Below are 21,696 nucleotides of genomic sequence, written 5' to 3'. Positions count from 1 at the left end.
AGCTCCCACAGGGTTTTTGGCGTACACAAAACCTGTGGGAGCTGGCTTGCCAGCGATGACAATTTAAAAGGCGATAAAGAGCTCCGGGTTTAACGCACCGCCTCAAACAACCCAGTCGCACCCATCCCGCCACCCACACACATGGTCACAATCCCGTAACGCAAATTGCGCCGTTGCAACTCGCGCACCAGATGCCCGACCTGCCGCGATCCGGTCATGCCAAACGGGTGACCAATGGAAATCGAGCCGCCGTTGACGTTGTACTTCTCGTTGTCGATCTCCAGCCGGTCACGGCTGTACAGGCATTGCGAAGCGAATGCCTCGTTCAATTCCCACAGATCGATATCCGCCACCTGCAAACCTTTCGCCTTGAGCAGCTTCGGCACCGAGAACACCGGGCCGATGCCCATCTCGTCCGGCTCGCATCCGGCCACGGTAAACCCACGGAAAAACGCCTTCGGCTTCAGGCCCAGTTCCAAGGCTTTTTCCAGGCTCATCACCAGGGTCATCGACGCGCCGTCAGACAACTGCGACGAATTGCCCGCCGTCACCGAGCCATCTTCAGCAAATACCGGTTTCAGCCCGGCGAGGCTTTCATAAGTGGTGTCCGGGCGGTTGCAGTCGTCGCGATCGACCACGCCGTCAAGGATCTGCACTTCGCCAGTGTTCTTGTCCTCGACGCGATACTGGACCGCCATCGGCACGATTTCATCGTCGAACAGTCCGGCGGCCTGCGCCTGAGCGGTACGAATCTGACTTTGCAGGGCATAACGATCCTGCGCTTCACGGCTGACGCCATAACGGCGCGCGACCACTTCGGCGGTCTGGCCCATCGTGTAATAGATGCCCGGCGACTGCTGTTTCAGCAACGGGTTGATCAGGTGATCGGTGTTGACGCTTTTCATCGTCAGGCTGATCGACTCGACCCCGCCGGCGACGATGATGTCGCTGCAACCGGAGGCAATCTGGTTGGCGGCAATCGCAATCGCCTGCAGTCCCGACGAGCAGAAACGGTTGAGGGTCATGCCGGCGGTGCCGGTGCCCAGACGCGAGAGCACCGCCACATTGCGACCGATGTTGTAACCCTGCGCGCCTTCATTGGAACCGGCGCCGACGATGCAATCCTCGACGCTAGTCGGGCCGATGTCGTTGCGCTCCAGCAGGGCGTTGACGCAATGAGCCGCCATGTCATCGGGGCGGGTCTGGTTGAACTTGCCGCGAAAGGATTTGGCCAGGCCAGTCCGCACGCTGTCGACGATCACCACTTCACGCATGGCATACCTCATTGTTGTTGTCGGTTGAGAGTGGACCGAGCATAAGTCCACTGCATCAACGACCGCGACAATCATTCACCCCGCGTATGCGTGCCCATCGCCTCAGTCCTTGTGCTTCTTGGCGTGCTTGTCGGACTTCTCGAAGGCATCTTCCAGCGCGCGGTTGATCGTGCGCAGCACCTTGACCCGCGCCCAGCGTTTGTCATTGGCCTCGACCAGCGTCCACGGGGCGATTTCCGAACTGGTGCGGTCGACCATGTCGCCCACAGCGGCACGGTAGTCATCCCACTTGTCGCGGTTGCGCCAGTCGTCCTCGGTGATCTTGAAGCGCTTGAACGGGATTTCCTCGCGCTCCTGGAAGCGCTCCATCTGCGTTTGCTTATCGATGGCCAACCAGAACTTGACGACGATCACCCCAGCGTCGGCCAACTGTTCTTCGAAATCATTGATCTCGCCGTAGGCCCGCAGCCAGTCGGCCGGCGTGCAAAAACCTTCGATACGCTCGACCAACACCCGGCCATACCAGGAACGGTCGAACACAGTGAACTTGCCGCGCGCCGGAATGTGGCGCCAGAACCGCCACAGATACGGTTGCGCCCGCTCCTCTTCGGTCGGTGCGGCAATCGGCACGATGTTGTATTGACGCGGATCGAGCGCCGCCGCGACCCGCCGGATCGCCCCGCCCTTGCCCGCCGCATCGTTGCCTTCGAATACCGCCACCAAGGCGTGGCGACGCATGCGTTTGTCGCGCATCAACCCGGACAGACGCGCCTGCTCGGTGATCAATTGTTCTTCGTAATCTTTCTTGTCCAGACGCTGGGTCAGGTCGAGGCTGTCGAGCAGGTTGAGGTGATCGACCGGCGTGCCCAGCGGCGCCGCGCTGACATCGTGGGGATGCACGTCCGGCCGTTTCAGCGCACTTTGCAAACCCTCAAGGAGGATCTTGCCGACCGCCAGACTGCGATAGTTGGCATCCATGCCTTCGATGACATGCCACGGCGCGTAGTCGCGGCTGGTGCGACGCAGCACGCGCTCACCGTACTTGACGAACTTGTCGTAGGTTTGCGACTGCTGCCAGTCCAGCGGGCTGATGCGCCAGCTGTGCAGCGGGTCATCGGCCAGCGCTTTGAGCCGTGCTTTCATCTGTTTCTTGGACAGGTGAAACCAGAATTTGAAGATCAGTGCGCCTTCATCGCAGAGCATCTTTTCCAGACGCTCGGCACCGGCAATCGCCTGATCCAGACGCGGATCCTTGAACAACCCGTGCACCCGCCCCTGTAGCATCTGGCTGTACCAGTTGCCGAAGAAGATCCCCATCCGCCCTTTGGCCGGGAGCATCCGCCAGTAGCGCCAGGCCGGTGGTCGCGAGAGTTCTTCGTCGCTCTGTTGATCGAAGGTGCGCACCTCGATCAGGCGCGGGTCCATCCACTCGTTGAGCAACTTGACCGTCTCGCCCTTGCCCGCGCCTTCGATGCCGTTGATCAAAATGATCACCGGGAAACGCTTTTGCTGCTGCAACTCGAACTGCGCTTCCAGCAGTGCCTCACGCAACGCGGGCACGGCAGCCTCGTAGGTGTCTTTGTCGATGGCGTGACCGATTTCAGCGGATTCAAACATGGGACGGCTCCTTCCAGGATTCAGCAAGACTAGCGGATTGGGCACGGACGCGGCGCACAAATTCCCCCAGCGTGCGGATTGTCCGCGAGTGATCGTCGGCTGGCCTTGCCATGGATCAAGCAGCCCCTGCGCGATCGGCTAGAATGGCGGCCTTGCCGTTGCCGAGCCTGCCATGAAACCTGTAATGCCCCACGCCCAACTCGACTGGGATGACCACGGACGCCCGCGTTCACGCGTGTTCGATGACGTGTACTTTTCCGACCAGTCGGGGCTGGAAGAAACCCGTTATGTGTTCCTCGAACAGAATCGTTTGGCCGAGCGTTTTGCCGCGTTGCCGGCGGATGGACGTCTGGTCATCGGTGAAACCGGCTTCGGCACCGGACTGAATTTTCTTTGCGCCTGGCAACTGTTCGAACAGCACGCCGTGGCCGGTGCGCGGCTGCATTTCGTCAGTGTCGAAAAGTACCCGCTGAGCCCTGCCGACCTGCAACGGGCCTTGGCCCTGTGGCCGGAACTCAAACCGTTGGCCGATCAGTTGCTCAAGCATTACGTGGCGATTCATCAGGGTTTTCAGCGCATCACCCTGGCCCATGGCCGCGTGACCCTGACGTTGCTGATCGGCGATGCGCTGGAGCAATTGCCGCAACTGGACGCGCAGATTGACGCGTGGTTTCTCGACGGCTTTGCCCCGGCGAAAAACCCCGACATGTGGACCGCCGAACTGTTCGTCGAGCTGGCGCGACTGGCAGCGCCGGGTTCGACCATCAGCACCTTCACCAGCACCGGTTGGGTGCGACGCCTGCTCAACGCCGCCGGATTCAAGATGAAACGCACGCCGGGCATCGGCCACAAGTGGGAGATCCTGCGCGGCGAATTTCTCGCCTGGCCGGCAGAGGTGGCACCGCCAGCCGCCCAGAAACCATGGTTCGCCCGCCCCGCGCCGCTGACGGGTGAACGCCGGGCGCTGGTGATCGGCGCCGGTCTGGCGGGTTGTGCGACGGCAGCGAGCCTCGCCGCGCGGGGCTGGCAGGTCAGTCTGCTGGAGCGCCATGCAGGTGTTGCCGAGGAAGCGTCGGGCAATCCGCAAGGCGTGCTGTACCTGAAACTGTCGGCCCACGGCACCGCGTTGTCGCAGCTGATTGTCAGTGGCTTCGGCTACACCCGTCGCCTGCTGGAAACCCTGCAACGCGGCACTGACTGGGACGATTGCGGCGTGCTGCAACTGGCCTTCAATGCCAAGGAAGCCGAGCGTCATGCGCAATTAGCCGAAGCATTCCCCGAAGATCTGTTGCAGTGGCTGGAGCAGCCAGAAGCCCAAGCCCGCGCCGGTGTCGGTCTGGCCCACGGCGGTTTGTACTACCCCGAAGGGGGTTGGGTGCATCCACCGGCGCTGTGTCAGGCTCAGGCTGCGCAGGCAAACATCGAACTGCTCAGCCATAGCGAAGTGCTGGAACTGCGCAAGGTCGAAGATCGATGGCAGGTCTTCGACGGCGAGCGCCTGCTGGCCAGTGCCCCGGTCGTGGTGCTGGCCGGCGCGGCCGAGATCAAGCGTTTCGCGCAAAGCGCCGAGTTGCCGCTCAAGCGCATTCGCGGGCAGATCACCCGGCTCACGCAAACTGCGCGCAGTCAGGCGCTGACCACCGTGGTCTGCGCCGAAGGCTACGTCGCCCCGGCCCGCCTGGGCGAACACACCCTCGGCGCCAGTTTCGATTTCAACAGCGACGACCTGACCCCGACCACCGCCGAACATCTGGGCAATCTGGCGATGCTCGAAGAAATCTCCAGCGACCTGGTGTCACGCCTGAACATCGACGCACAACCCACCGACAGCCTTCAGGGCCGTGCGGCCTTTCGCTGCACCAGCCCCGACTATTTGCCGATCGTTGGCCCCCTCGCCGATCGCCAGGCGTTCCTCGACGCCTACGCCGCACTCAGCAAGGATGCCCGACAAGTGCCGGACATCGCCTGCCCATGGCTCGACGGTTTGTACGTCAACAGCGGTCACGGTTCACGCGGTCTGATCACCGCACCAGTGTCTGGCGAATTGCTCGCTGCGTGGCTGGACAACGAACCATTGCCGTTGCCGCGCAGCGTGGCCGAGGCGTGTCACCCCAACCGTTTTGCGTTGCGCCGACTGATTCGCGGCAAATGACCGTTCTCAATCAGGCACCGAGCAGACGCCTTGGTCGATGGCTTTCAATGCTTCACTGGTAAAGGCTTTGAACGCGACCATTTCAGCCCTGTCTTTCGCCACCATGACCGTGTCGAGTTGCCTGAGGTACTCGGCACTGGTGAGGATGTCGGCCTTGTCGAACAAGGCCTGGATTTTCTCGCCATTGATTTCGTCGATATCGGTGAATTTCGCTGACTGCGTGCGCCTGAGGTAATCACGCCAAAACGGCTGGCGCACGATGAAGTCCATCCACTTCGAGGACATCTCCGCCGCGTCGACCCGAGTTTTGGCCGCCTCCAGGTCCGACGCTTTCACACCGCTCAAAGACGCGTAACGCATATGGCGCGGTTGGCCGGGCAAGTCATAGTGATCCGCCAGCCCGGTGCGGAAAGCCAGACTGACCTCCAGCGGATCGACACTCAGGTTTCGACTGACATGATCGCGGGCAATCTGCTCCAGCTGTTCCAGCCGAAACAGACCGCGACCCAGTTTGAGCAACGTCGCGGTGGGAGCTTTTGCGTCGGCAGCCTGCGCAACGACACTGTCGACTTGCACCGCCACTTCCAGATGGCTGAAGTTGGACGCGGCCGAATCCGTGCAGTTGATCGGGTTGGCGGCCAGATCCAGTAACTGTTCGCGCAATGCGGTTTTGGCCTCTGCTGCGCTTAATACCCGCCACACCCGCTGCGTCATGTCTTCGCGAACTTTGTTGCTTTCGGCGGTATTGCCCAGCTCTGCCAGCAAGTGAAACAGCCCCTCGGCGGATTTATCGTCCTTGAGCGCGCTCCACAGCGGCTCGCGTTTGGACCACTGCTCGCCAGCCTCCTCCGGGAACCAGATCGAGCGCGCCTTTTGTTCGTCGAGACGCGCCAGATCATCTTCCAGATAGCCCATGCCGATACCGATTCGATCCCGATAGGCTTTCAACAAGTCAGCGCTGGCTTTCAACAACTCGTTGTGCCGCAGATTGAGGGTTTCAGTGAAGCGCTTGGGCATCTCGAACAACCACGCGGGCAGGTCCTTGATCACGTTATTGCGCAAGTCCACCCGATCCAGATTCGGCAGACGCGACAAGCCCACCGGCAACTCGGTGAGACCCGTGCTGCGCAAGGACAGGTAACGCAGATCCAGCATTTTCTTCACGTCCGGGGTAGCGCCCAACGGATTGCCGTTCAGATTCAACGTCTGCAACGAGCGAAGATCGGCGAGCTCCTTCAAGGACGCTTCGGTCAGTTTGATCTGGTTGTCCGGCAGGCACAGCCGCTCAAGTTTTGATAACCGCGTGATCACTGGGGGCAGTTCGCTGAGCTGATTATTATCCAGCTCCAGGGATTCGATTTGTGGGAATGAGCCGAGAAAACTGCCCACCGTGTTATCCAGCTGCATGTTTTTCAGCGAAACCAGTTTGATGTGATCAAAGTTGATGTCTGCCGGCAGTACCGGCAGATCAGCCACGCGCATGCCATCGAGCTTCAGCCCACACACAGGCCGGCCCTGCGCATCGGGCAGCAAAATTCGCCGACGAAAGCTGTCCTCGATCTGGTTGGCCACGGTCTGACGATTTTTCGCCAGCTCGCGCCCCACCACTGCAACCGAGCTTGAGGGATCACTTTCGCGCCAGAACTCCAGGGTTTCGCCCAGACGCTCCAGGTCGTGGCGCAATTTGCGCACGTGCTTTTCCCGGGCCATCGCATCATTGCCCACGGTGTTGAGAAATTCGTCGGCCTGCACTTCGGTAAATAACGGAAAAAGTCTACGCACCTTGTACAGCAGCGACTTGGAGTGTTTCGACGACAACATTGGCGGGTCGGCCTGGACACAGGCGGGTTCAGCGACCTCGGGGGTATATTGTCCTGTGGCGTCCAGGCCGGCATCCTGCGCACGCTCATCGAGGGCGACATCCAGCAATTTGCCGCGCAGTCGTGCACCGTCATCGAACTGCGGCTCGTCAAAACCCAATTTGCGCTGCTTGGCAGGCGGCAACGTCTTGAGAATCCCTTCATAGAGAGCCTCGGGGCCGGCAGGCACACGCCCGAGGGAGATGCCGTCACCGTTAAAGGCTTCGTAGCCGGTTTTCAGCTTGACCAGTTTGAACGTATTGGCCGCCAGCGCCGTTGGCTTTCCGACGCTCGCCAGCAGCGTGCCCTTGAGCGCACCCTGGTGTAATTGCAGGCGCCAATCGGCTCCCCAGCCGTCTAAGCGCGCCAGCAGCTGAATGGCCAGTTTTTCGCTGTCAACACTGTTCAGAGTCGTCAGGTACAACCCGCTCAGCGCACGATCAAGACGTAAAATCCCCACGGCTTCGCGACTCTTCTGCGCCAGGGCCAATGGCACCCGGCCGGTACTGCGCAAGCTTGCACGTTCAACGCTCGGCGCCTGATCGAGCAACGCCTGCGCCACACGCGAGGGAAGTTCAGGATGCGCCTTGCGCAGTTTCACTACCTCCTCGGCGTCGCTATGGTCGTAGACGCGATACAACTGCTCGAAAAATGGCTGACGATCCGCCTTCACCGTCGCCCCGATTTTTTTCGCCAACTGGTCGCTTTCGCCATTTGCGTAGCGGCCTTCCAGCAGCGCATCCACGTCTTTCTGATCCAGCCGGTTGATCACCGTGTCCAGCAAATGGCCTTCGTCCAGCTGTTTCTGGGTAACTGTGATGCTGAGCGATTCATCTTCAACCAAGGTGTTGGGGTAAGTAGCGAGCGTTTGCGCATCACTGCCGACGACCTTGATGTAGTGATCCGTCGGCCAGTTTTTCAATTTTGGCAGGGCCAACACTTGTTCCTGCACATAGCGGCTGCTCTGTGCCTCGCCCTGTTCCATCTGCTCGATAAAGGCGTTCAGGCGGTTTTCGATCCCGAAGCGCTCGATCATGTCGCGCAATCGCGGTGACAACGCCTCGTTTTCATCGAAGCTGTGAAAAAGCGTTCTGTGCGAGGTTTGAGTGAGCCTGCGCGCCATGTCCAGACGCAGCTCTTCCATGTCGGCCAGGCCAGGGTCGATACGCTTCAAGGCGTAGGCGGAGCCGGCCCAGCCGCGAGCACTTTCGCCAGGATGACGCCACCCACCGTCAATATGCTGTTCAAGCGGCGGCGAATAGGCTGTTTTGCGAGTGGGATGTTCAAGGCGCCAAATCTTCGTCCCCGGAATGCGCACACCGCCGTAGACCAGATGACCTATGCGCCCGAACGACTTGCCTTGGGCTTGATAGAAGCCGCTGGTGTTGGCCGCGCCGATGGCATCCGCAGGGAGCGACTGCGCGTAAGCGCCGAGTTGCGGTTTCCACAATCGCGGTTGTCCGGCGCTGTTGAGAATGCTTGTGAACTGGCCAAAGAACTCCGGATGCGCACGCACGGTTTGCTTCACCAGCGCGGTGACGGCTTTCTGTCCGGCGGCCATCGCGGCCATCATCGCGACGCTTTCCACCACGCTTAAAAGATGGTGCAAGGCTTCCTGCCGATCACCGTGGCGCCAATCCTCGACACCTTCGTAGATCTCGCCGAGCAACTGCCCGATGGCCACGCCCATTATCAACTGGCCAAGTCCCGGTACGAAAAAACCGGCAAGCGAAGCGACGGTGACGCCCACCTCGATGTAATTGAGCAGACGTTTCTTGCGTTGCTCCTGATCGACATCCGCCGTCGGCACGACGAGCGAACGCGCGTCGATCTGCAACTTGCCGACGTGGCTTTGCACCATGAAATCGAACAACGGCACGCTGATCGGCAACTGCCTGATCGTGCCCAGATTGCGCTTGCTCGCGAATGTCTTGTAGAAGTCGACCTTGTTGTCTTCGTCCAGGCAATGGGCGAAATAATCCTTGTAGCTTTTTACGTTCAGCTTGAGCGTCAAATATTCTTTGAAAGCGTTGAAACTGGGGTATTCGTACAGCGGCCGTTTGGGCTCGCCAGGCATGTAAACCAGGCACCACTCGTTGGCATGGGTCTCGATCGAGTTCACCGAAAACACCACCACGCCCCAAATGCAGGCCCCGTGAATCTCGATGCCCTGCATGATCAGCGGCAGGTTATGGACGTGCAGAGTGGTCGGGCCGGCCACGCCATTGGCGTCTATCAGTCGCTGCAACAGCTCGCTTCGGGACGGGCTGATATCGGATCGGGCCCGAGCCAGTTGCACGTCCAGTTGCAGCAGCAGCTTTTTCATCGCCGCGATGTTCTGACTTATGCCGCTGTTGATCACGGTCTTGCCTTTGTCGTCGCGCAATCCGACGACTTGCTCGAAATGGGTTTGATACTGTTTGCCCAGATCGAGCTTGCGGCACAGACGGGCGAAAACGTGAGGCGTCAGGTCGTCGACCTCCTCGGCGCCGCTGGCGATTTTCACCACGCTGCCTTGCGGAAAGCCATCGGCCTTCTCTTCATTGGCGGTAAAGTTCTGCATCGCCGCGTTGAGCAAAGACTGAGTGGCCAAGGGGATGTTCGATTTCGGTGTAGCAACAGGCGCCGTTGTGGGGGCCGACATGGCCGGCCCAGTGGCTTTCTCAAGGCTGACAATCCCGGTCTTAGCCGCACCAGCGCCCGTCTGAGTGGTGGTGTCGGCCGCTTGGCCCAGGGCAACCAATGTCGGGTTGCCGCCGGTTTTTTCTTCCGGACCACAACCACAGTCAGTGCCCGGAAGCTCAAGGCTATCCAGCTCGACATCGAATTCGATGTCCTCCCATTGCTCGACCAGCGCAGTATTCAAAGCATTGCTGCAAAAGACCTTCAAGGGTCGCAATTTGCTTAGATCGGCTTCGACTTTGCTGCGACTGGCTTGCAGATCGCGCGCGGTCTTATCCAAAGCTCCCAGGGTTTTCGCAGAAGCGTTGAGCGACCAGGGTGGCAGCGCTTTTTGCAGGGTTTCGGCGGTGTCGAGATCGCCCGTGGCCTCGAGCAAGCTGGTCAGCACCTGCTGCGGCGTGGGCGGCGTAACGGGCGTTTCTGCCGGGGCTGCTGCGGGGGTCGCGGTGGGCGTCGATGCCGGGGGGTTCGTTGCGGTGGTGGTCATCGGCAATATTCCTTTATTGCTGGATCAAGCCTTCACCCTAGCGATTTACGAGGCTCATTAAAAACGCGAAATTCTGCAGGGTGACCGCCTGTTTCCAACAGTAATTCGCATATTTGCGATACCCGGATACCGCACAAGCCTGATCCGTTTGCGCTATGGCCCGCCGGTCTGACAACCTCGCTTATAACTTATCGTTCTAAAACTCCGCTGATCGAGGCGGGTCAGTTTCTGAGTACCCGCCCTTCTGGCGCGGTGCCATTTGCCCCTCCCCAACGGAAAAACCGGTAAGGACTTTATGTGCGGATTAGCTGGCGAGTTACGTTTTGATCAACAACCTGCAGACCTTGCAGCCATCGAGCGAATCACCCATCACCTGGCTCCTCGCGGCCCTGACGCGTGGGGCTTCCATGCCCAAGGGCCGATTGCCCTGGGTCATCGTCGCCTGAAAATCATGGACCTGTCGGACGGCTCGGCGCAGCCGATGATCGACAGCCAGCTCGGCCTGTCACTGGCCTTCAACGGCGCGATCTACAACTTCCCGGAATTGCGCGCTGAGCTAGAAGCGCTGGGCTACGCCTTCTATTCCGGTGGCGACACCGAAGTAGTGCTCAAGGGCTACCACGCCTGGGGCGAGGCGCTGCTGCCTAAGCTCAACGGCATGTTTGCGTTTGCCATTTGGGAGCGCGATGCCAAGCGTCTGTTTATTGCCCGTGACCGTCTCGGTGTGAAGCCGTTGTACCTGTCGCGTACCGGCCAGCGTTTGCGTTTCGCCTCGGCCCTGCCAGCGCTGCTCAAGGGTGGCGACATCAACCCGATCCTCGATCCGGTGGCGCTCAATCATTACCTGAATTTCCACGCTGTGGTCCCAGCACCGCGCACCCTGCTGGCGGGCATCGAAAAGCTGCCGCCAGCGACCTGGATGCGCGTTGAAGCCGATGGCACCACCGAGCAGAAAACCTGGTGGACGCTGCCTTACGGCCCACGCGAAGACGAGAAAAACCTGAACCTGGAAGACTGGGTCGACCGCGTCCTCGACAGCACCCGCGAAGCGGTGGCGATCCGTCAACGTGCGGCCGTGGATGTCGGCGTGCTGCTGTCCGGCGGTGTCGATTCGAGCATGCTGGTTGGTCTGTTGCGTGAAGTCGGCGTGGAAAACCTCTCGACCTTTTCCATCGGTTTCCAGGATGCCGGCGGTGAGCGCGGTGACGAGTTTCAGTATTCCGATCTGATCGCCAAACACTACGGCACCCAGCACCATCAATTGCGCATCGACGAGAAAGAGATCATCGAGCAACTGCCCGCCGCGTTCCGTGCGATGAGCGAACCGATGGTCAGCCACGACTGCATCGCTTTCTATTTGCTTTCCCGCGAAGTCGCCAAGCACTGCAAAGTGGTGCAGAGCGGCCAAGGCGCGGACGAGTTGTTCGCCGGTTATCACTGGTATCCACAGGTCGATGGCGCAGCCGATCCATATGCTGCCTATCGCACCGCGTTTTTCGACCGCAGCTACGACGACTACGCCGCCACCGTGCAGCCGAAGTGGCTGACCGCGAATGACGCTGCCGGCGACTTCGTGAAAGAACATTTCGCACAACCCGGCGCCGACGCTGCAGTGGACAAAGCCCTGCGTCTGGACAGTACGGTGATGCTGGTCGATGACCCGGTCAAACGTGTCGACAACATGACCATGGCTTGGGGCCTGGAAGCGCGCACGCCGTTTCTCGACTATCGACTGGTGGAACTGTCAGCCCGAGTACCGGGCAAATTCAAGCTGCCCGACGGCGGTAAGCAAGTGTTGAAAGAAGCTGCGCGCCGAGTCATTCCTAGTGAAGTGATCGACCGCAAAAAAGGCTACTTCCCAGTGCCCGGTCTCAAGCATTTGCAGGGCGATACACTGAACTGGGTGCGCGAACTGCTGCTTGATCCGAGTCAGGATCGCGGCCTGTTCAACCCGGCCATGCTCGACAAATTGCTGACCGACCCGCAAGGCCAACTGACGCCGTTGCGCGGTTCGAAACTGTGGCAACTGGCGGCCCTGAACCTGTGGCTCAGTGAACAAGGAATCTGATCGATGAAACCCCACGCCACGGCCATCAACCAGCGTTTGATTCGCGGGCAGACACCGTCTTATGAACGCTTGCAGGCGCGTCTGGCCGAAGACGGCAGCACGCTGGCCGCCGAGCCGATTGCGCTGCATTGCGGCTGGGGCCGATTGCTGATCGGCCACACCTTTCCCGACCCGGCATCGCTGGCCCGCGAGCTGCTCAATGAACAGCCGGGCGAACGCGATATCGCCCTGTACGTCGCGGCGCCGCAGCAGATTCTCGGACTGGAACCGACACAGTTATTTCTCGACCCGTCCGACACCTTGCGTCTGTGGTTCAGCGACTACCGTCAGGCCACCCGCGTGTTTCGCGGCTTCCGCATCCGTCGCGCGCAGAGCGAGGCGGACTGGCAGGCGATCAATCAGCTGTATTCGGCACGCGGCATGTTGCCGATCGATGCCACGCTGCTGACCCCGCATCATCAGGGCGGCCCGGTGTATTGGCTGGCCGAGGACGAGGACAGCGGCGCGGTGATCGGCAGCGTCATGGGCCTGAATCATCAAAAAGCGTTCAATGATCCGGAAAACGGCAGCAGCCTGTGGTGTCTGGCGGTGGATCCGCAGTGTTCGCGTCCGGGCGTTGGTGAAGTGTTGGTGCGGCACTTGGTCGAACATTTCATGAGTCGCGGTTTGAGCTATCTGGATCTGTCGGTATTGCATGACAACCGTCAGGCGAAAAGTCTCTACGCCAAGCTCGGCTTTCGTAACCTGTCGACCTTCGCCATCAAGCGCAAAAACGGTATCAATCAGCCGTTGTTTCTCGGCCCGGGGCCAGAGGCGCAGTTCAATCCGTATGCGCGGATCATCGTTGAAGAAGCCCATCGGCGCGGTATCGATGTGCAGGTCGATGATGCCGATGCCGGGCTGTTCACCCTCAGCTATGGCGGACGCCGCGTGCGTTGCCGCGAATCCCTGAGCGATCTGACCAGCGCGATCAGCATGAGCCTATGTCAGGACAAAAGCCTGACGCACAAGGTGTTGAAAGCGGCCGGGTTGAATCTGCCGTCGCAGCAACTGTCGGGTAACGCCGACGACAATCTGGCCTTCCTTGATGAGCACCAACGGGTGGTGGTCAAGCCGCTCGACGGTGAACAAGGCCAGGGTGTTGCAGTGGATCTGCAGAGCATCGAAGAGGTGCAGCAAGCGATCGAATCGGCGAAGTCATTCGACAGCCGCGTGCTGTTGGAGAGCTTCCACGAAGGCCTCGATCTGCGGATTCTGGTGATCGGTTTTGAAGTGGTCGCGGCGGCAATTCGCAAGCCGGCGGAAGTGGTCGGCGACGGTTATCATTCCATCGGCGCGCTGATCGAGGCGCAGAGCCGACGTCGGCAAGCGGCCACCAGCGGCGAAAGCAAGATTCCACTCGATCACGAAACCCAGCGCACCTTGCATGCAGCCGGTTATGACTACAGCAGCATTTTGCCGGCGGGTGAACATCTGTTTGTGCGGCGTACGGCGAATCTGCACACCGGCGGCACGCTGGAGGATGTCACGGCGATTCTGCACCCGACCCTGGTCGATGCGGCGGTGCGCGCGGCGCGGGCGCTGGACATTCCGATGGTCGGGCTGGACTTGATGGTGCCGGCGGCGGATCAGCCTGAATACGTGTTTATCGAAGCCAACGAACGTGCGGGCCTGGCCAACCATGAGCCGCAGCCGACGGCGGAGCGGTTTGTCGACTTGTTGTTTCCGCACAGTCAGCCGGCTGTCTGACATTTCCTGATCGTTCCCACGCTCTGCGTGGGAACGCCTCACCGGACGCTCCGCGTCCATTTGGGACGCAGAGCGTCCCGGGCTGCATTCCCACGCAGAGCGTGGGAACGATCAGTGCTCAACCCATCAGGAGTTTCCATGACTACGCAAATCCCCGAACCGGATCTCAACTACCTGCAGAAAGTCCTCCTGGAAATGCTCGCCATTCCCAGCCCCACCGGGTTTACCGACACCATCGTGCGCTACGTCGCCGAGCGTCTGGAAGAACTCGGCATCCCGTTCGAAATGACCCGGCGCGGCACGATTCGCGCCACGCTCAAAGGCAAGAAAAACAGCCCTGATCGTGCGGTCTCCGCGCATTTGGACACCATCGGTGCTGCCGTCCGCGCTGTGAAAGACAACGGTCGCCTGACCCTCGCCCCGGTCGGTTGCTGGTCGAGCCGTTTCGCCGAGGGCAGCCGCGTCAGCCTGTTCACCGACAACGGTGTGATTCGCGGCAGCGTGTTGCCGCTGATGGCGTCGGGGCATGCGTTCAATACGCAAGTGGATGAGATGCCGATCAGTTGGGATCATGTCGAACTGCGTCTGGACGCCTATTGCACGACCAGGGCCGATTGCGAATCGCTGGGCATCAGTGTCGGTGACGTGGTGGCGTTCGATCCCCTGCCGGAGTTCACCGAAAGCGGCCACATCAGCGCCCGTCACCTGGATGACAAGGCTGGCGTTGCAGCACTCCTCGCATCGCTCAAAGCCATCGTCGACAGCGGTCAGGAACTGATGATCGACTGCCATCCGCTGTTCACCATCACCGAGGAAACCGGCAGCGGCGCGGCGGCGGCACTGCCGTGGGACGTCAGCGAGTTCGTCGGTATCGATATTGCGCCCGTCGCACCGGAGCAGCATTCCAGCGAACACGCTGTGAGTGTGGCGATGCAGGATTCCGGGGGACCTTACGACTATCACTTGTCGCGGCACTTGCTGCGCCTGGCCAGTGAAAACGAACTGCCGGTGCGCCGAGACATGTTCCGTTACTACTTCAGCGACGCGCATTCGGCGGTGACCGCCGGCCACGACATCCGCACCGCCCTGCTCGCCTTCGGCTGCGACGCAACCCACGGTTATGAGCGCACGCACATCGACAGTCTGGCGGCACTCAGTCGCTTGCTGGGGGCTTACATCCTGAGTCCGCCAGTGTTTGCCAGCGACGCGGCGCCGGCGAATGCCTCACTGGATCGCTTTAGTCATCAGATTGAACATGACACGCAGATGGAGAGCGATACGCGGGTGCCGTCGGTGGATAGCCTGGTGGGGCAACGTTCGGATAGCTGATCCGGATTTGTCATGGCAGGACTGGCCCCATCGCAGGCAAGCCAGCCCCCACGGTTTTCGCGGTGAATCCCATATTTGTGAACACCCTCAAATCCTGTGGGAGCTGGCTTGCCAGCGATGAGGCCAGCCCGATCAACACAAGACTGGCAGGCCAATCGCAATCGCCGTAGCATCCCGACATTGATTTGACCGAGGTGCCCCATGCTCATCCCTTACGACGCTCTTGAAGTCGACACCCTCACCCGCCTCATCGAGGATTTCGTCACCCGCGACGGCACCGACAATGGCGATGACACGCCGCTGGAAACCCGCGTGCTGCGCGTGCGTCAGGCATTGACCAAGGGCCAGGCCCTGATCGTCTTCGACCCGGAAAGCGAGCAATGCCAGTTGATGCTCAAGCACGACGTGCCCAAGCATCTGTTCGACTGAAAATCCTCAGCGGATCTTTTCAACGGCCTCCTTGCGCTTGATTCGCTCATAGACTTCCGAGCGATGCACATTGACCTTTTGTGGGGCCTCGACGCCAAAGCGCACGCTGGAACCGTTCACTGACAGAACGCGCAGGGAAATGTCGTCGCCAATGGAAATCAACTCACCGACAACACGGCTGAGTACTAGCATGGGGTTCGTCCTTCAGGATTAGCAAACCCTGAAGATGCGCGGCTTGCAGCCGCTGTTCAATGTGCGGCGAGCAAATCAGTTTTGCCTTACAGACCCGATAACACCGGGCCGTAAGACGTTTCCCACGAGTGACCACTCAGGCTGCGGAAAACCGTGGCCCGAACAGAATCACGCTGGCGCCGATCACGCACAACGCCACGCCGATCCAGTCCGATCCCAATGGACGAACCCGCTCGACCACCATCAGCCAGCCAATCGAAGCGACGATGTAAATCCCGCCATAAGCGGCATAGGCACGTCCGGCGTAGTTGGCTTCGACACGGGTCAGCAACAGCGCAAACAGCGTCAGGCTGAGCAGCGCGGGAATCACCCACAACGCACTTTTGCCTTGGCGCAGCCACATGAAGAAGGCAAAGCAACCGGCGATTTCAAACAATGCCGCGAGGAAGAACCACAGGTAATTGAGCATTCAGATGTCTCGACAGGGTGACCATTGCGGCCACCCTAACGACGCCGCACGCAACGAACAAGATCAGCCGTTGTTTTGTTTGGCCTTGGCGCGCATTTTCTCGGCCATCGAGGTCATTTCGTTGTAGAGCAACTGCGGGTTTTTCTGCTTGATCGCCCAAGCCATACGCCCCTGTTCGTGAGGCAGGATCATGAATTCGCCGGCGGCGACTTGCTGATAGATGTAGTCCGCGATATCGGCGGCGGTAATCGGCGAACTTTCCAGCAACTTGCCGACCGCCGCTTTCATTGCCGGGGTCGGGCCACGGAACGAGTCGAGCAAGTTGGTCTGGAAGAACGATGGGCAAACCACATGCACACCGACTTCCTGCTGCGCCAGTTCGATCAACAGACTTTCCGAGAGCGCGACAACACCGGCCTTGGCGACGTTGTAGTTACTCATGGCCGGGCCCTGCATCAACGCCGCCATGGAGGCGATGTTGATGATCTTGCCTTTGCTTTGCTCCAGCAGCGGCAAGAACGCTTTGCAGCCCTTGACCACGCCCATCAGGTTGATCGCGATCTGCCAGTCCCAGTCTTCCAGCGACAGCTCGCTGAAGAACCCGCCCGACGCCACACCGGCGTTGTTGACGATGATGTCGATGCCACCGAGCTTCTCTTCGCAGGCTTGAGCGAACGCAGTCAGTTGGCTGTAATCACGCACATCGCAACGCTGGATGAACCCATCGCCACCAGCCTCACGAACCATTTTGAGGGTTTCCTGCAGACCGGGCTCACTGACGTCGGACAGCGCCAGTTGCCAGCCTTCGCGCGCCCAGCGCAGCGCGATTTCGCGACCCAGGCCTGAGCCCGCGCCAGTGATCATCATGCGATTTTGCATAGCAGAGAGCCTTGTTGTTCCGGGGAAGATGCGCGGAGTGTAGCGAAGGTTCCGTGCGCGCCCACGCTCCATCAAGTTGCTGAATGGAGGATCAAAAGATCGCAGCCTTCGGCAGCTCCTACATGGATTTGTGTAGGGGCTGTCGAGTGAAACGAGGCGGCGATCTTTTCGCGTCAAAGGAAATAAGCGACTAATCCAAATACATTAAAAAAACATTGAATTTTCTTTCACTCGCCGCAGTCGGAATTTGTAAGCCGTCTGGAATTACTTAGTCTCCAGTCGCCCCTTGAACACCAAGACTTCTCGAACTCTCTCAACAAGGAAATCGACATGGGCACAATTCTTATCATTATCCTGATCCTGTTGCTGATCGGTGGTCTGCCGGTCTTCCCGCACTCCAGAAGTTGGGGTTATGGCCCGTCGGGCATCATCGGTGTGGTGTTGGTCGTGCTGCTGGTGCTGTTGCTACTTGGCCGGATATAACGATCTAACCGGCAAAAAAAAGAGGCCCTTTTCAGGGCCTCTTTTTTATTGCGCGAACTTTCACTTCACAGCGCGTTAGTCCGGCTTGCCGTTAACCACACCGGCGGTGTTGTCCATCAGACTCTTGGTCGCCGTTTGCAGGAACGCTTCGAGTTTCTGTTTCAACTCGGCGGTGCGCGGTGCATTCGGAATAACCTCGGCACTTGGGTTGGCGCCCAGTTGGTACTGATAGATTTTCGCCGACATGTCTTTGTCTTTCGGCAGCACCAGGATCTGGTCAGCGGTGACGATGGCAGTGGTCTGCTCGCTGCCCGACGGCTTGATCACACCGAAACCGGTATCACCTTCCGGCAGGTTGAGCAGGTCACGGCCCCAGCACTGATGACGCACTTCACCACCGAGGCGACCCATGATGGTCGGCACGATGTCGATCTGCGTGCCCACGGTGTGGTCACGAGTACCGAACTTCTCCTGAATGCCCGGCGCGATCATCAGCATCGGCACGTTGAAGCGGCCAAGATCCATTTCGGTGATCTGGCGCTCGTTGCCGAAGCCGTGGTCACCGACGATGACGAACAGGGTTTCCTTGAAGTACGGCTCTTTACGCGCCTTCTCGAAGAACTGACCCAAGGCCCAGTCGGAGTAGCGCATGGCGGTCAAATGTTCGTTGAGGCTGCCGCGATCGGTGACGCGCTCGACCGGCAATGGCGTCGGCAAGGCGTACGGCGTGTGGTTGGACAGGGTTTGCAGCAGCGCATAGAACGGTTTGCCGTTTTCGCGTTTCTTCAATTCGATCAGACCACGGTCGAACATGTCCTGGTCGGACACGCCCCAGGTCGGATCGGAGAACACCGGGTCAACGAAATCATTACGGCCAACGAAGTTGGTCATGCCCTGGTTGCTGAAGAAACCCGACTGGTTGTCCCAGGCAAAGTCACCGTTGTAGACATAGACGTCGTCGTAGTCACGGTGGCTTAGCAATTGCGGCAGGCCGGACAGCTTGTGGCTGCCTTCCGGGGTCTGCATCAGGTATTCGAAACCTGGCAGATTGGGGAAGCAGGCCATGGTCGCGAACATACCCTGGTGGGTGTGCGTGCCGTTGGAGAAGAAGCGGTCGAACAGCAGGCCTTCCTTCGACAGTTTGTCCAGGTATGGCGTGATGTTGCCCGGCGCGCCCAGAGCACCGACCGAGTGACCGGCCATGCTTTCCATCAGGATCACCACGACGTTCTTGATCGGCAGCGTCTTGTCGGCTGGCGGCATGTAGTCACGGCGCACAGCGGCGATGTCGCCATCGACCAGCTTGTCGTCCGGCATGACCAGCATCTCGCGCACGACTTTCTGCGCCTGTTCTTGCGGCAGTGTGGCTTTCCAGATGTTGTCGCGGTCTTCGCCCATGCGGTCCTTGGCGGCCGCGATCAACGACAACGTGCCATTGAGGCCGAGCTGGTTGGCAAAGTTCGATTCGGTGGTGTAGACGTCACCCCAACGCATTGGCGGGCCCTGACGCAGGGTGCCACGAGCGGCAACCACGCAGATCAGCAGGCACACCACGAATACCGCCAGACGGGTATACCACGGCGCTACCTGGCGAGTACCGACATTGCCACCACTGAACGGCCCGCGCGGGCGCGTGGCGCGATCGGCACCTTTGAAGGCCAGGGTCAGAATCACCGTACCGATGACCCACGCCAGCAGATAACGCACCACCGGGAAACCGTACCAGAGCATGCTCATCACGGTTTTCGGGTCTTCTTTCACGTACTGGAACACCAGACCGTTGAGGCGCTGGTGAAACTCGCGATAGAAGTCCATCTCCATCAGGCCGAGGAACAGCGCGATGCTCGAGGCGATGGTCAGCCACAGACGGAAGAAACCGCGCGCGGCCATGGCGCGGGCACTGAACAGCGCCAGCACCAGCGGAATGCACACATAGACCACCAGGCGCAGGTCGAAACGCAGGCCGTTGGCGAAAGCTTCGAGAAAGGTCGAAGCCGGGGTATCAAGGATCATCTCGCGGTTGTAGACCAGCAGCGCGAGGCGCAGCACGGAAAACATCACCATCATGACCAGCGCACAGAGCAACGTGTAGGCCAGATGCGATTTGACGGTCGGTTGCAGCAGGCGAGCAGAAGATCGCTGCTGATTCAGGGCGTCCGGGTTTGCCATGTCGTTTTAGGACCCATTGGAAGTTGAAGTTGCAAAAATACAGCGGCGCCATGCCCTCTATTGGCCATTCCAGGCCCCGGGGTTTGCGCGGTGCGCAAATGTTGCACGATCACCCACGCCATTGCCATTGATTACTGCCGCGCTGCCAGACACTTTCATTTAGAGCGGTGACAGCCGGCAAACAGCGCGGGCGAATTGTCTTGAACGCTTTGTGAAAATTTCGTTCAACGCATATCTGGAAACACAATATAGATACAAAACAAAACGCCCCGTATCGGTCGGGGCGTTTTGCAAAGCGCGCGTTTGATTACTTCTCGGCGCGTTCTTTCAAGGCTTTGAGGGTGTTGAACGGTGCGTCGACCACGAACTTGTTGGCAACCATCGCCGGCACGCTGCCACCTGGCTCGGTGTGCACTTGGTAGGTCACTTCAACCTGATCGCCCTTGGGTACGAACTTCCAGAAACCTTTGACCTGCTGCACGCGGACAAAGCCCTTTTCTTCCGGCATGTACGTCGGCAAGCCTTCCAGGTTGCGGGTCAGGCTGCCATCGGCGCCTTCGACGGTGGTGACTTTCAGCACTGAATCACGCGGGGTCACCGGCCAAGGCGTGTTGAACTGGGTGTAGGTCCAGCTCTGATCGCCTTCGTGCTTGAGCAGTTTCTGGGTCTTGCACTCGTGAATCCAGGCGCAGGCACCGGACACGTCTTCCTGCAGTGCGCGAAGTTTGGCAACGGTGGTCTTCATCAGCGCGACGCCCTGATAGGACTTGTAGTCCGAACCCGGTACTTCGCTCAGGGAAACTTTGATGCCGTCCTCGTTCTTGGCGACTTTCCAGTCTTCCGCCTGGGCAACCGAGGTGACCAGAACAGCGGTCAAACCACACAACACAGCGATACGATGCAGCGAACCCATAGTCTTATTCCTTATTGTTGAAGTTCCGTTCGTTTGACACATCACGCGGCCGTCATTTGCTCCCACCAGCCGATAAGCCTGATCGCTTCTTCCGAACTGCTGCCGCAGGTTTCGACATCAGCGGTGAAACCCGAGCAGACCGCCGGGCGCTCCGGGCGGCCGAAAATGCTGCACAGGTTTTCGACCGATAGCTGCACGCAACGTTCGCCGGCTGGTTTGCCATCGGGCATGCCGGGAATCGGCGAACTGATGGATGGGGCAATGCAGCAAGCGCCACAGCCTTCACGGCATTTCATGACGGAAAAATCCTCGCGACGGGCGATGTGTTAAAGAGACGCGGAACAGAGTAACCGCTAAAACGGCTGTTTCAAATTGCCGACACCGGGGTTTTTAGCGATTACCGAATGTGACTGACCAGTCTCCGACAAAGTGTCTGCTCTGCGGGTCACAGACCGGTCGAATTTACTGCTTGAATTCGAAATCCAGCGCCGCGCCTTCGACTTCGCGACGCTCTTCGTTGCGCAGTTGCAACTGCATTTCGTTGCTGAGCAAGCGACCGTTGAGTTGAAAGCCGCTGTTCTTCTCACCGAAAAACTGCGGCAGGATCGGCTCGCGTTTAGGCAGTTCAACGGTGCCCTTGGGCTTGAGTTCCTGAACCATGTCTTTGGGCAGACTCAAATCGAGTCTGGCCGCTGGCAATTTGGTTTTCGCCACTTCGCTGGCAGGTTTTGACTTGGAAGCAATCGGTGCGCGTTTCTTCACCGGAGCGGCTTTTTTTGCTTGGGCTTTTTTCACCGGCGCCTTTTTCTGGCTGGTCGCTGGCTGCTTGGCAGTACTCGTGGCGGCAGGTTTTTCCTGCACGGCGGCCGCGTAGACCGCAGGCGAGTGCCCGATCATCAGCAAACACAACAAAACCCCGGCGGCAGGAAAAATCGCTTTCATGGA

At 59.6% G+C, this 21,696-nt stretch carries 17 protein-coding genes; 7 read left to right on the top strand and 10 right to left on the bottom strand.

The features are described from left to right. Positions 1-89: 89 nt before the first annotated feature. A complete protein-coding gene (locus EJA71_RS24280; protein WP_158960091.1) occupies positions 90-1,274 on the bottom strand; it encodes a thiolase family protein in 1,185 nt (394 codons plus the stop codon). A 102-nt stretch (positions 1,275-1,376) separates the two neighbouring features. Then, positions 1,377-2,891, bottom strand: a complete 1,515-nt coding sequence (gene pap / locus EJA71_RS24275; RefSeq protein WP_158960089.1) for a polyphosphate:AMP phosphotransferase — start codon at positions 2,889-2,891, stop codon at positions 1,377-1,379. A 172-nt stretch (positions 2,892-3,063) separates the two neighbouring features. Here pap and mnmC point away from each other — a divergent pair, with 172 nt between their 5' ends. Next, complete coding sequence (mnmC, locus tag EJA71_RS24270; protein ID WP_158960087.1) at positions 3,064-5,043, top strand: bifunctional tRNA (5-methylaminomethyl-2-thiouridine)(34)-methyltransferase MnmD/FAD-dependent 5-carboxymethylaminomethyl-2-thiouridine(34) oxidoreductase MnmC; 1,980 nt, start codon at positions 3,064-3,066, stop codon at positions 5,041-5,043. A 6-nt stretch (positions 5,044-5,049) separates the two neighbouring features. Here mnmC and EJA71_RS24265 read toward each other — a convergent pair whose 3' ends face one another. Further along, complete coding sequence (locus EJA71_RS24265) at positions 5,050-9,960, bottom strand: NEL-type E3 ubiquitin ligase domain-containing protein (RefSeq protein ID WP_158960085.1); 4,911 nt, start codon at positions 9,958-9,960, stop codon at positions 5,050-5,052. On the opposite strand from EJA71_RS24265, the gene EJA71_RS24260 reads away from it, so the two are divergent. From EJA71_RS24260 to EJA71_RS24240, 5 genes are all read left to right on the top strand, one after another. Then, the gene (locus EJA71_RS24260; protein WP_158960083.1) at positions 9,947-10,132 is read left to right on the top strand and encodes a hypothetical protein; all 186 of its coding nucleotides are present in this window, start codon (positions 9,947-9,949) and stop codon (positions 10,130-10,132) included. The two genes, EJA71_RS24265 and EJA71_RS24260, sit on opposite strands and share 14 nt — an antisense overlap. A 234-nt stretch (positions 10,133-10,366) precedes the next feature. After that, a complete protein-coding gene (locus EJA71_RS24255) occupies positions 10,367-12,139 on the top strand; it encodes an N-acetylglutaminylglutamine amidotransferase (RefSeq protein WP_158960081.1) in 1,773 nt (590 codons plus the stop codon). A gap of 3 nt (positions 12,140-12,142) precedes the next feature. Further along, the gene (gene ngg / locus EJA71_RS24250) at positions 12,143-13,888 is read left to right on the top strand and encodes an N-acetylglutaminylglutamine synthetase (protein WP_158960079.1); all 1,746 of its coding nucleotides are present in this window, start codon (positions 12,143-12,145) and stop codon (positions 13,886-13,888) included. A gap of 138 nt (positions 13,889-14,026) precedes the next feature. Continuing rightward, positions 14,027-15,217, top strand: a complete 1,191-nt coding sequence (locus EJA71_RS24245; protein WP_158960067.1) for an osmoprotectant NAGGN system M42 family peptidase — start codon at positions 14,027-14,029, stop codon at positions 15,215-15,217. Positions 15,218-15,418: 201 nt separating this feature from the next. After that, the gene (locus EJA71_RS24240; protein WP_003192759.1) at positions 15,419-15,646 is read left to right on the top strand and encodes a YheU family protein; all 228 of its coding nucleotides are present in this window, start codon (positions 15,419-15,421) and stop codon (positions 15,644-15,646) included. A gap of 6 nt (positions 15,647-15,652) precedes the next feature. On the opposite strand, the gene csrA is transcribed toward EJA71_RS24240, so the two are convergent. From csrA to EJA71_RS24225, 3 genes are all read right to left on the bottom strand, one after another. Further along, positions 15,653-15,838 (bottom strand): carbon storage regulator CsrA, encoded by a 186-nt coding sequence (gene csrA, locus EJA71_RS24235; RefSeq protein WP_158960065.1) that lies wholly within the window; start codon positions 15,836-15,838, stop codon positions 15,653-15,655. A gap of 136 nt (positions 15,839-15,974) precedes the next feature. Further along, entirely contained in the window at positions 15,975-16,307 is a 333-nt protein-coding gene (locus tag EJA71_RS24230) for a YnfA family protein (protein WP_008088571.1), read from the bottom strand. A gap of 63 nt (positions 16,308-16,370) precedes the next feature. Next, on the bottom strand, positions 16,371-17,186 hold the full coding sequence (locus tag EJA71_RS24225; protein WP_053122510.1) for an SDR family oxidoreductase: 816 nt from the start codon (positions 17,184-17,186) through the stop codon (positions 16,371-16,373). Between the two features lie 324 nt (positions 17,187-17,510). On the opposite strand from EJA71_RS24225, the gene EJA71_RS24220 reads away from it, so the two are divergent. After that, positions 17,511-17,669 carry a DUF3309 family protein gene (locus EJA71_RS24220; RefSeq protein WP_169432680.1) on the top strand — a complete coding sequence of 53 codons (159 nt, stop codon included), beginning with the start codon at positions 17,511-17,513 and terminating at the stop codon, positions 17,667-17,669. Between the two features lie 75 nt (positions 17,670-17,744). On the opposite strand, the gene EJA71_RS24215 is transcribed toward EJA71_RS24220, so the two are convergent. The 4 genes from EJA71_RS24215 to EJA71_RS24200 all read right to left on the bottom strand — a co-directional run bounded on the left by EJA71_RS24215 (position 17,745) and on the right by EJA71_RS24200 (position 21,693). Further along, complete coding sequence (locus tag EJA71_RS24215; RefSeq protein WP_158960063.1) at positions 17,745-19,838, bottom strand: LTA synthase family protein; 2,094 nt, start codon at positions 19,836-19,838, stop codon at positions 17,745-17,747. A 307-nt stretch (positions 19,839-20,145) separates the two neighbouring features. Continuing rightward, the gene (locus EJA71_RS24210; RefSeq protein WP_158960061.1) at positions 20,146-20,751 is read right to left on the bottom strand and encodes an START domain-containing protein; all 606 of its coding nucleotides are present in this window, start codon (positions 20,749-20,751) and stop codon (positions 20,146-20,148) included. 41 nt (positions 20,752-20,792) lie between these two features. Beyond that, on the bottom strand, positions 20,793-21,047 hold the full coding sequence (locus EJA71_RS24205) for a YkgJ family cysteine cluster protein (protein ID WP_158960059.1): 255 nt from the start codon (positions 21,045-21,047) through the stop codon (positions 20,793-20,795). A gap of 166 nt (positions 21,048-21,213) precedes the next feature. Then, entirely contained in the window at positions 21,214-21,693 is a 480-nt protein-coding gene (locus EJA71_RS24200; protein WP_158960057.1) for a translation initiation factor 2, read from the bottom strand. Positions 21,694-21,696: the final 3 nt, after the last annotated feature.

Origin of the sequence: Pseudomonas sp. PB106, assembly GCF_009764645.1 — a bacterium.
GTDB lineage: Bacteria > Pseudomonadota > Gammaproteobacteria > Pseudomonadales > Pseudomonadaceae > Aquipseudomonas.
Note: the sequence above shows the minus strand (reverse complement) of the source record. Positions and strands in the feature narration are given on the sequence as shown.

Excerpts from the sequence above, each read along its gene's own strand:
- csrA (WP_158960065.1), bottom strand. The coding sequence starts at position 15,838 with ATGCTAGTACTCAGCCGTGTTGTCGGTGAGTTGATTTCCATTGGCGAC.
- EJA71_RS24240 (WP_003192759.1), top strand. The coding sequence starts at position 15,419 with ATGCTCATCCCTTACGACGCTCTTGAAGTCGACACCCTCACCCGCCTC.
- EJA71_RS24215 (WP_158960063.1), bottom strand. The coding sequence starts at position 19,838 with ATGGCAAACCCGGACGCCCTGAATCAGCAGCGATCTTCTGCTCGCCTG.
- EJA71_RS24280 (WP_158960091.1), bottom strand. The coding sequence starts at position 1,274 with ATGCGTGAAGTGGTGATCGTCGACAGCGTGCGGACTGGCCTGGCCAAA.
- EJA71_RS24230 (WP_008088571.1), bottom strand. The coding sequence starts at position 16,307 with ATGCTCAATTACCTGTGGTTCTTCCTCGCGGCATTGTTTGAAATCGCC.
- EJA71_RS24200 (WP_158960057.1), bottom strand. The coding sequence starts at position 21,693 with ATGAAAGCGATTTTTCCTGCCGCCGGGGTTTTGTTGTGTTTGCTGATG.
- EJA71_RS24245 (WP_158960067.1), top strand. The coding sequence starts at position 14,027 with ATGACTACGCAAATCCCCGAACCGGATCTCAACTACCTGCAGAAAGTC.
- mnmC (WP_158960087.1), top strand. The coding sequence starts at position 3,064 with ATGAAACCTGTAATGCCCCACGCCCAACTCGACTGGGATGACCACGGA.
- EJA71_RS24255 (WP_158960081.1), top strand. The coding sequence starts at position 10,367 with ATGTGCGGATTAGCTGGCGAGTTACGTTTTGATCAACAACCTGCAGAC.
- pap (WP_158960089.1), bottom strand. The coding sequence starts at position 2,891 with ATGTTTGAATCCGCTGAAATCGGTCACGCCATCGACAAAGACACCTAC.
- ngg (WP_158960079.1), top strand. The coding sequence starts at position 12,143 with ATGAAACCCCACGCCACGGCCATCAACCAGCGTTTGATTCGCGGGCAG.
- EJA71_RS24225 (WP_053122510.1), bottom strand. The coding sequence starts at position 17,186 with ATGCAAAATCGCATGATGATCACTGGCGCGGGCTCAGGCCTGGGTCGC.
- EJA71_RS24205 (WP_158960059.1), bottom strand. The coding sequence starts at position 21,047 with ATGAAATGCCGTGAAGGCTGTGGCGCTTGCTGCATTGCCCCATCCATC.
- EJA71_RS24210 (WP_158960061.1), bottom strand. The coding sequence starts at position 20,751 with ATGGGTTCGCTGCATCGTATCGCTGTGTTGTGTGGTTTGACCGCTGTT.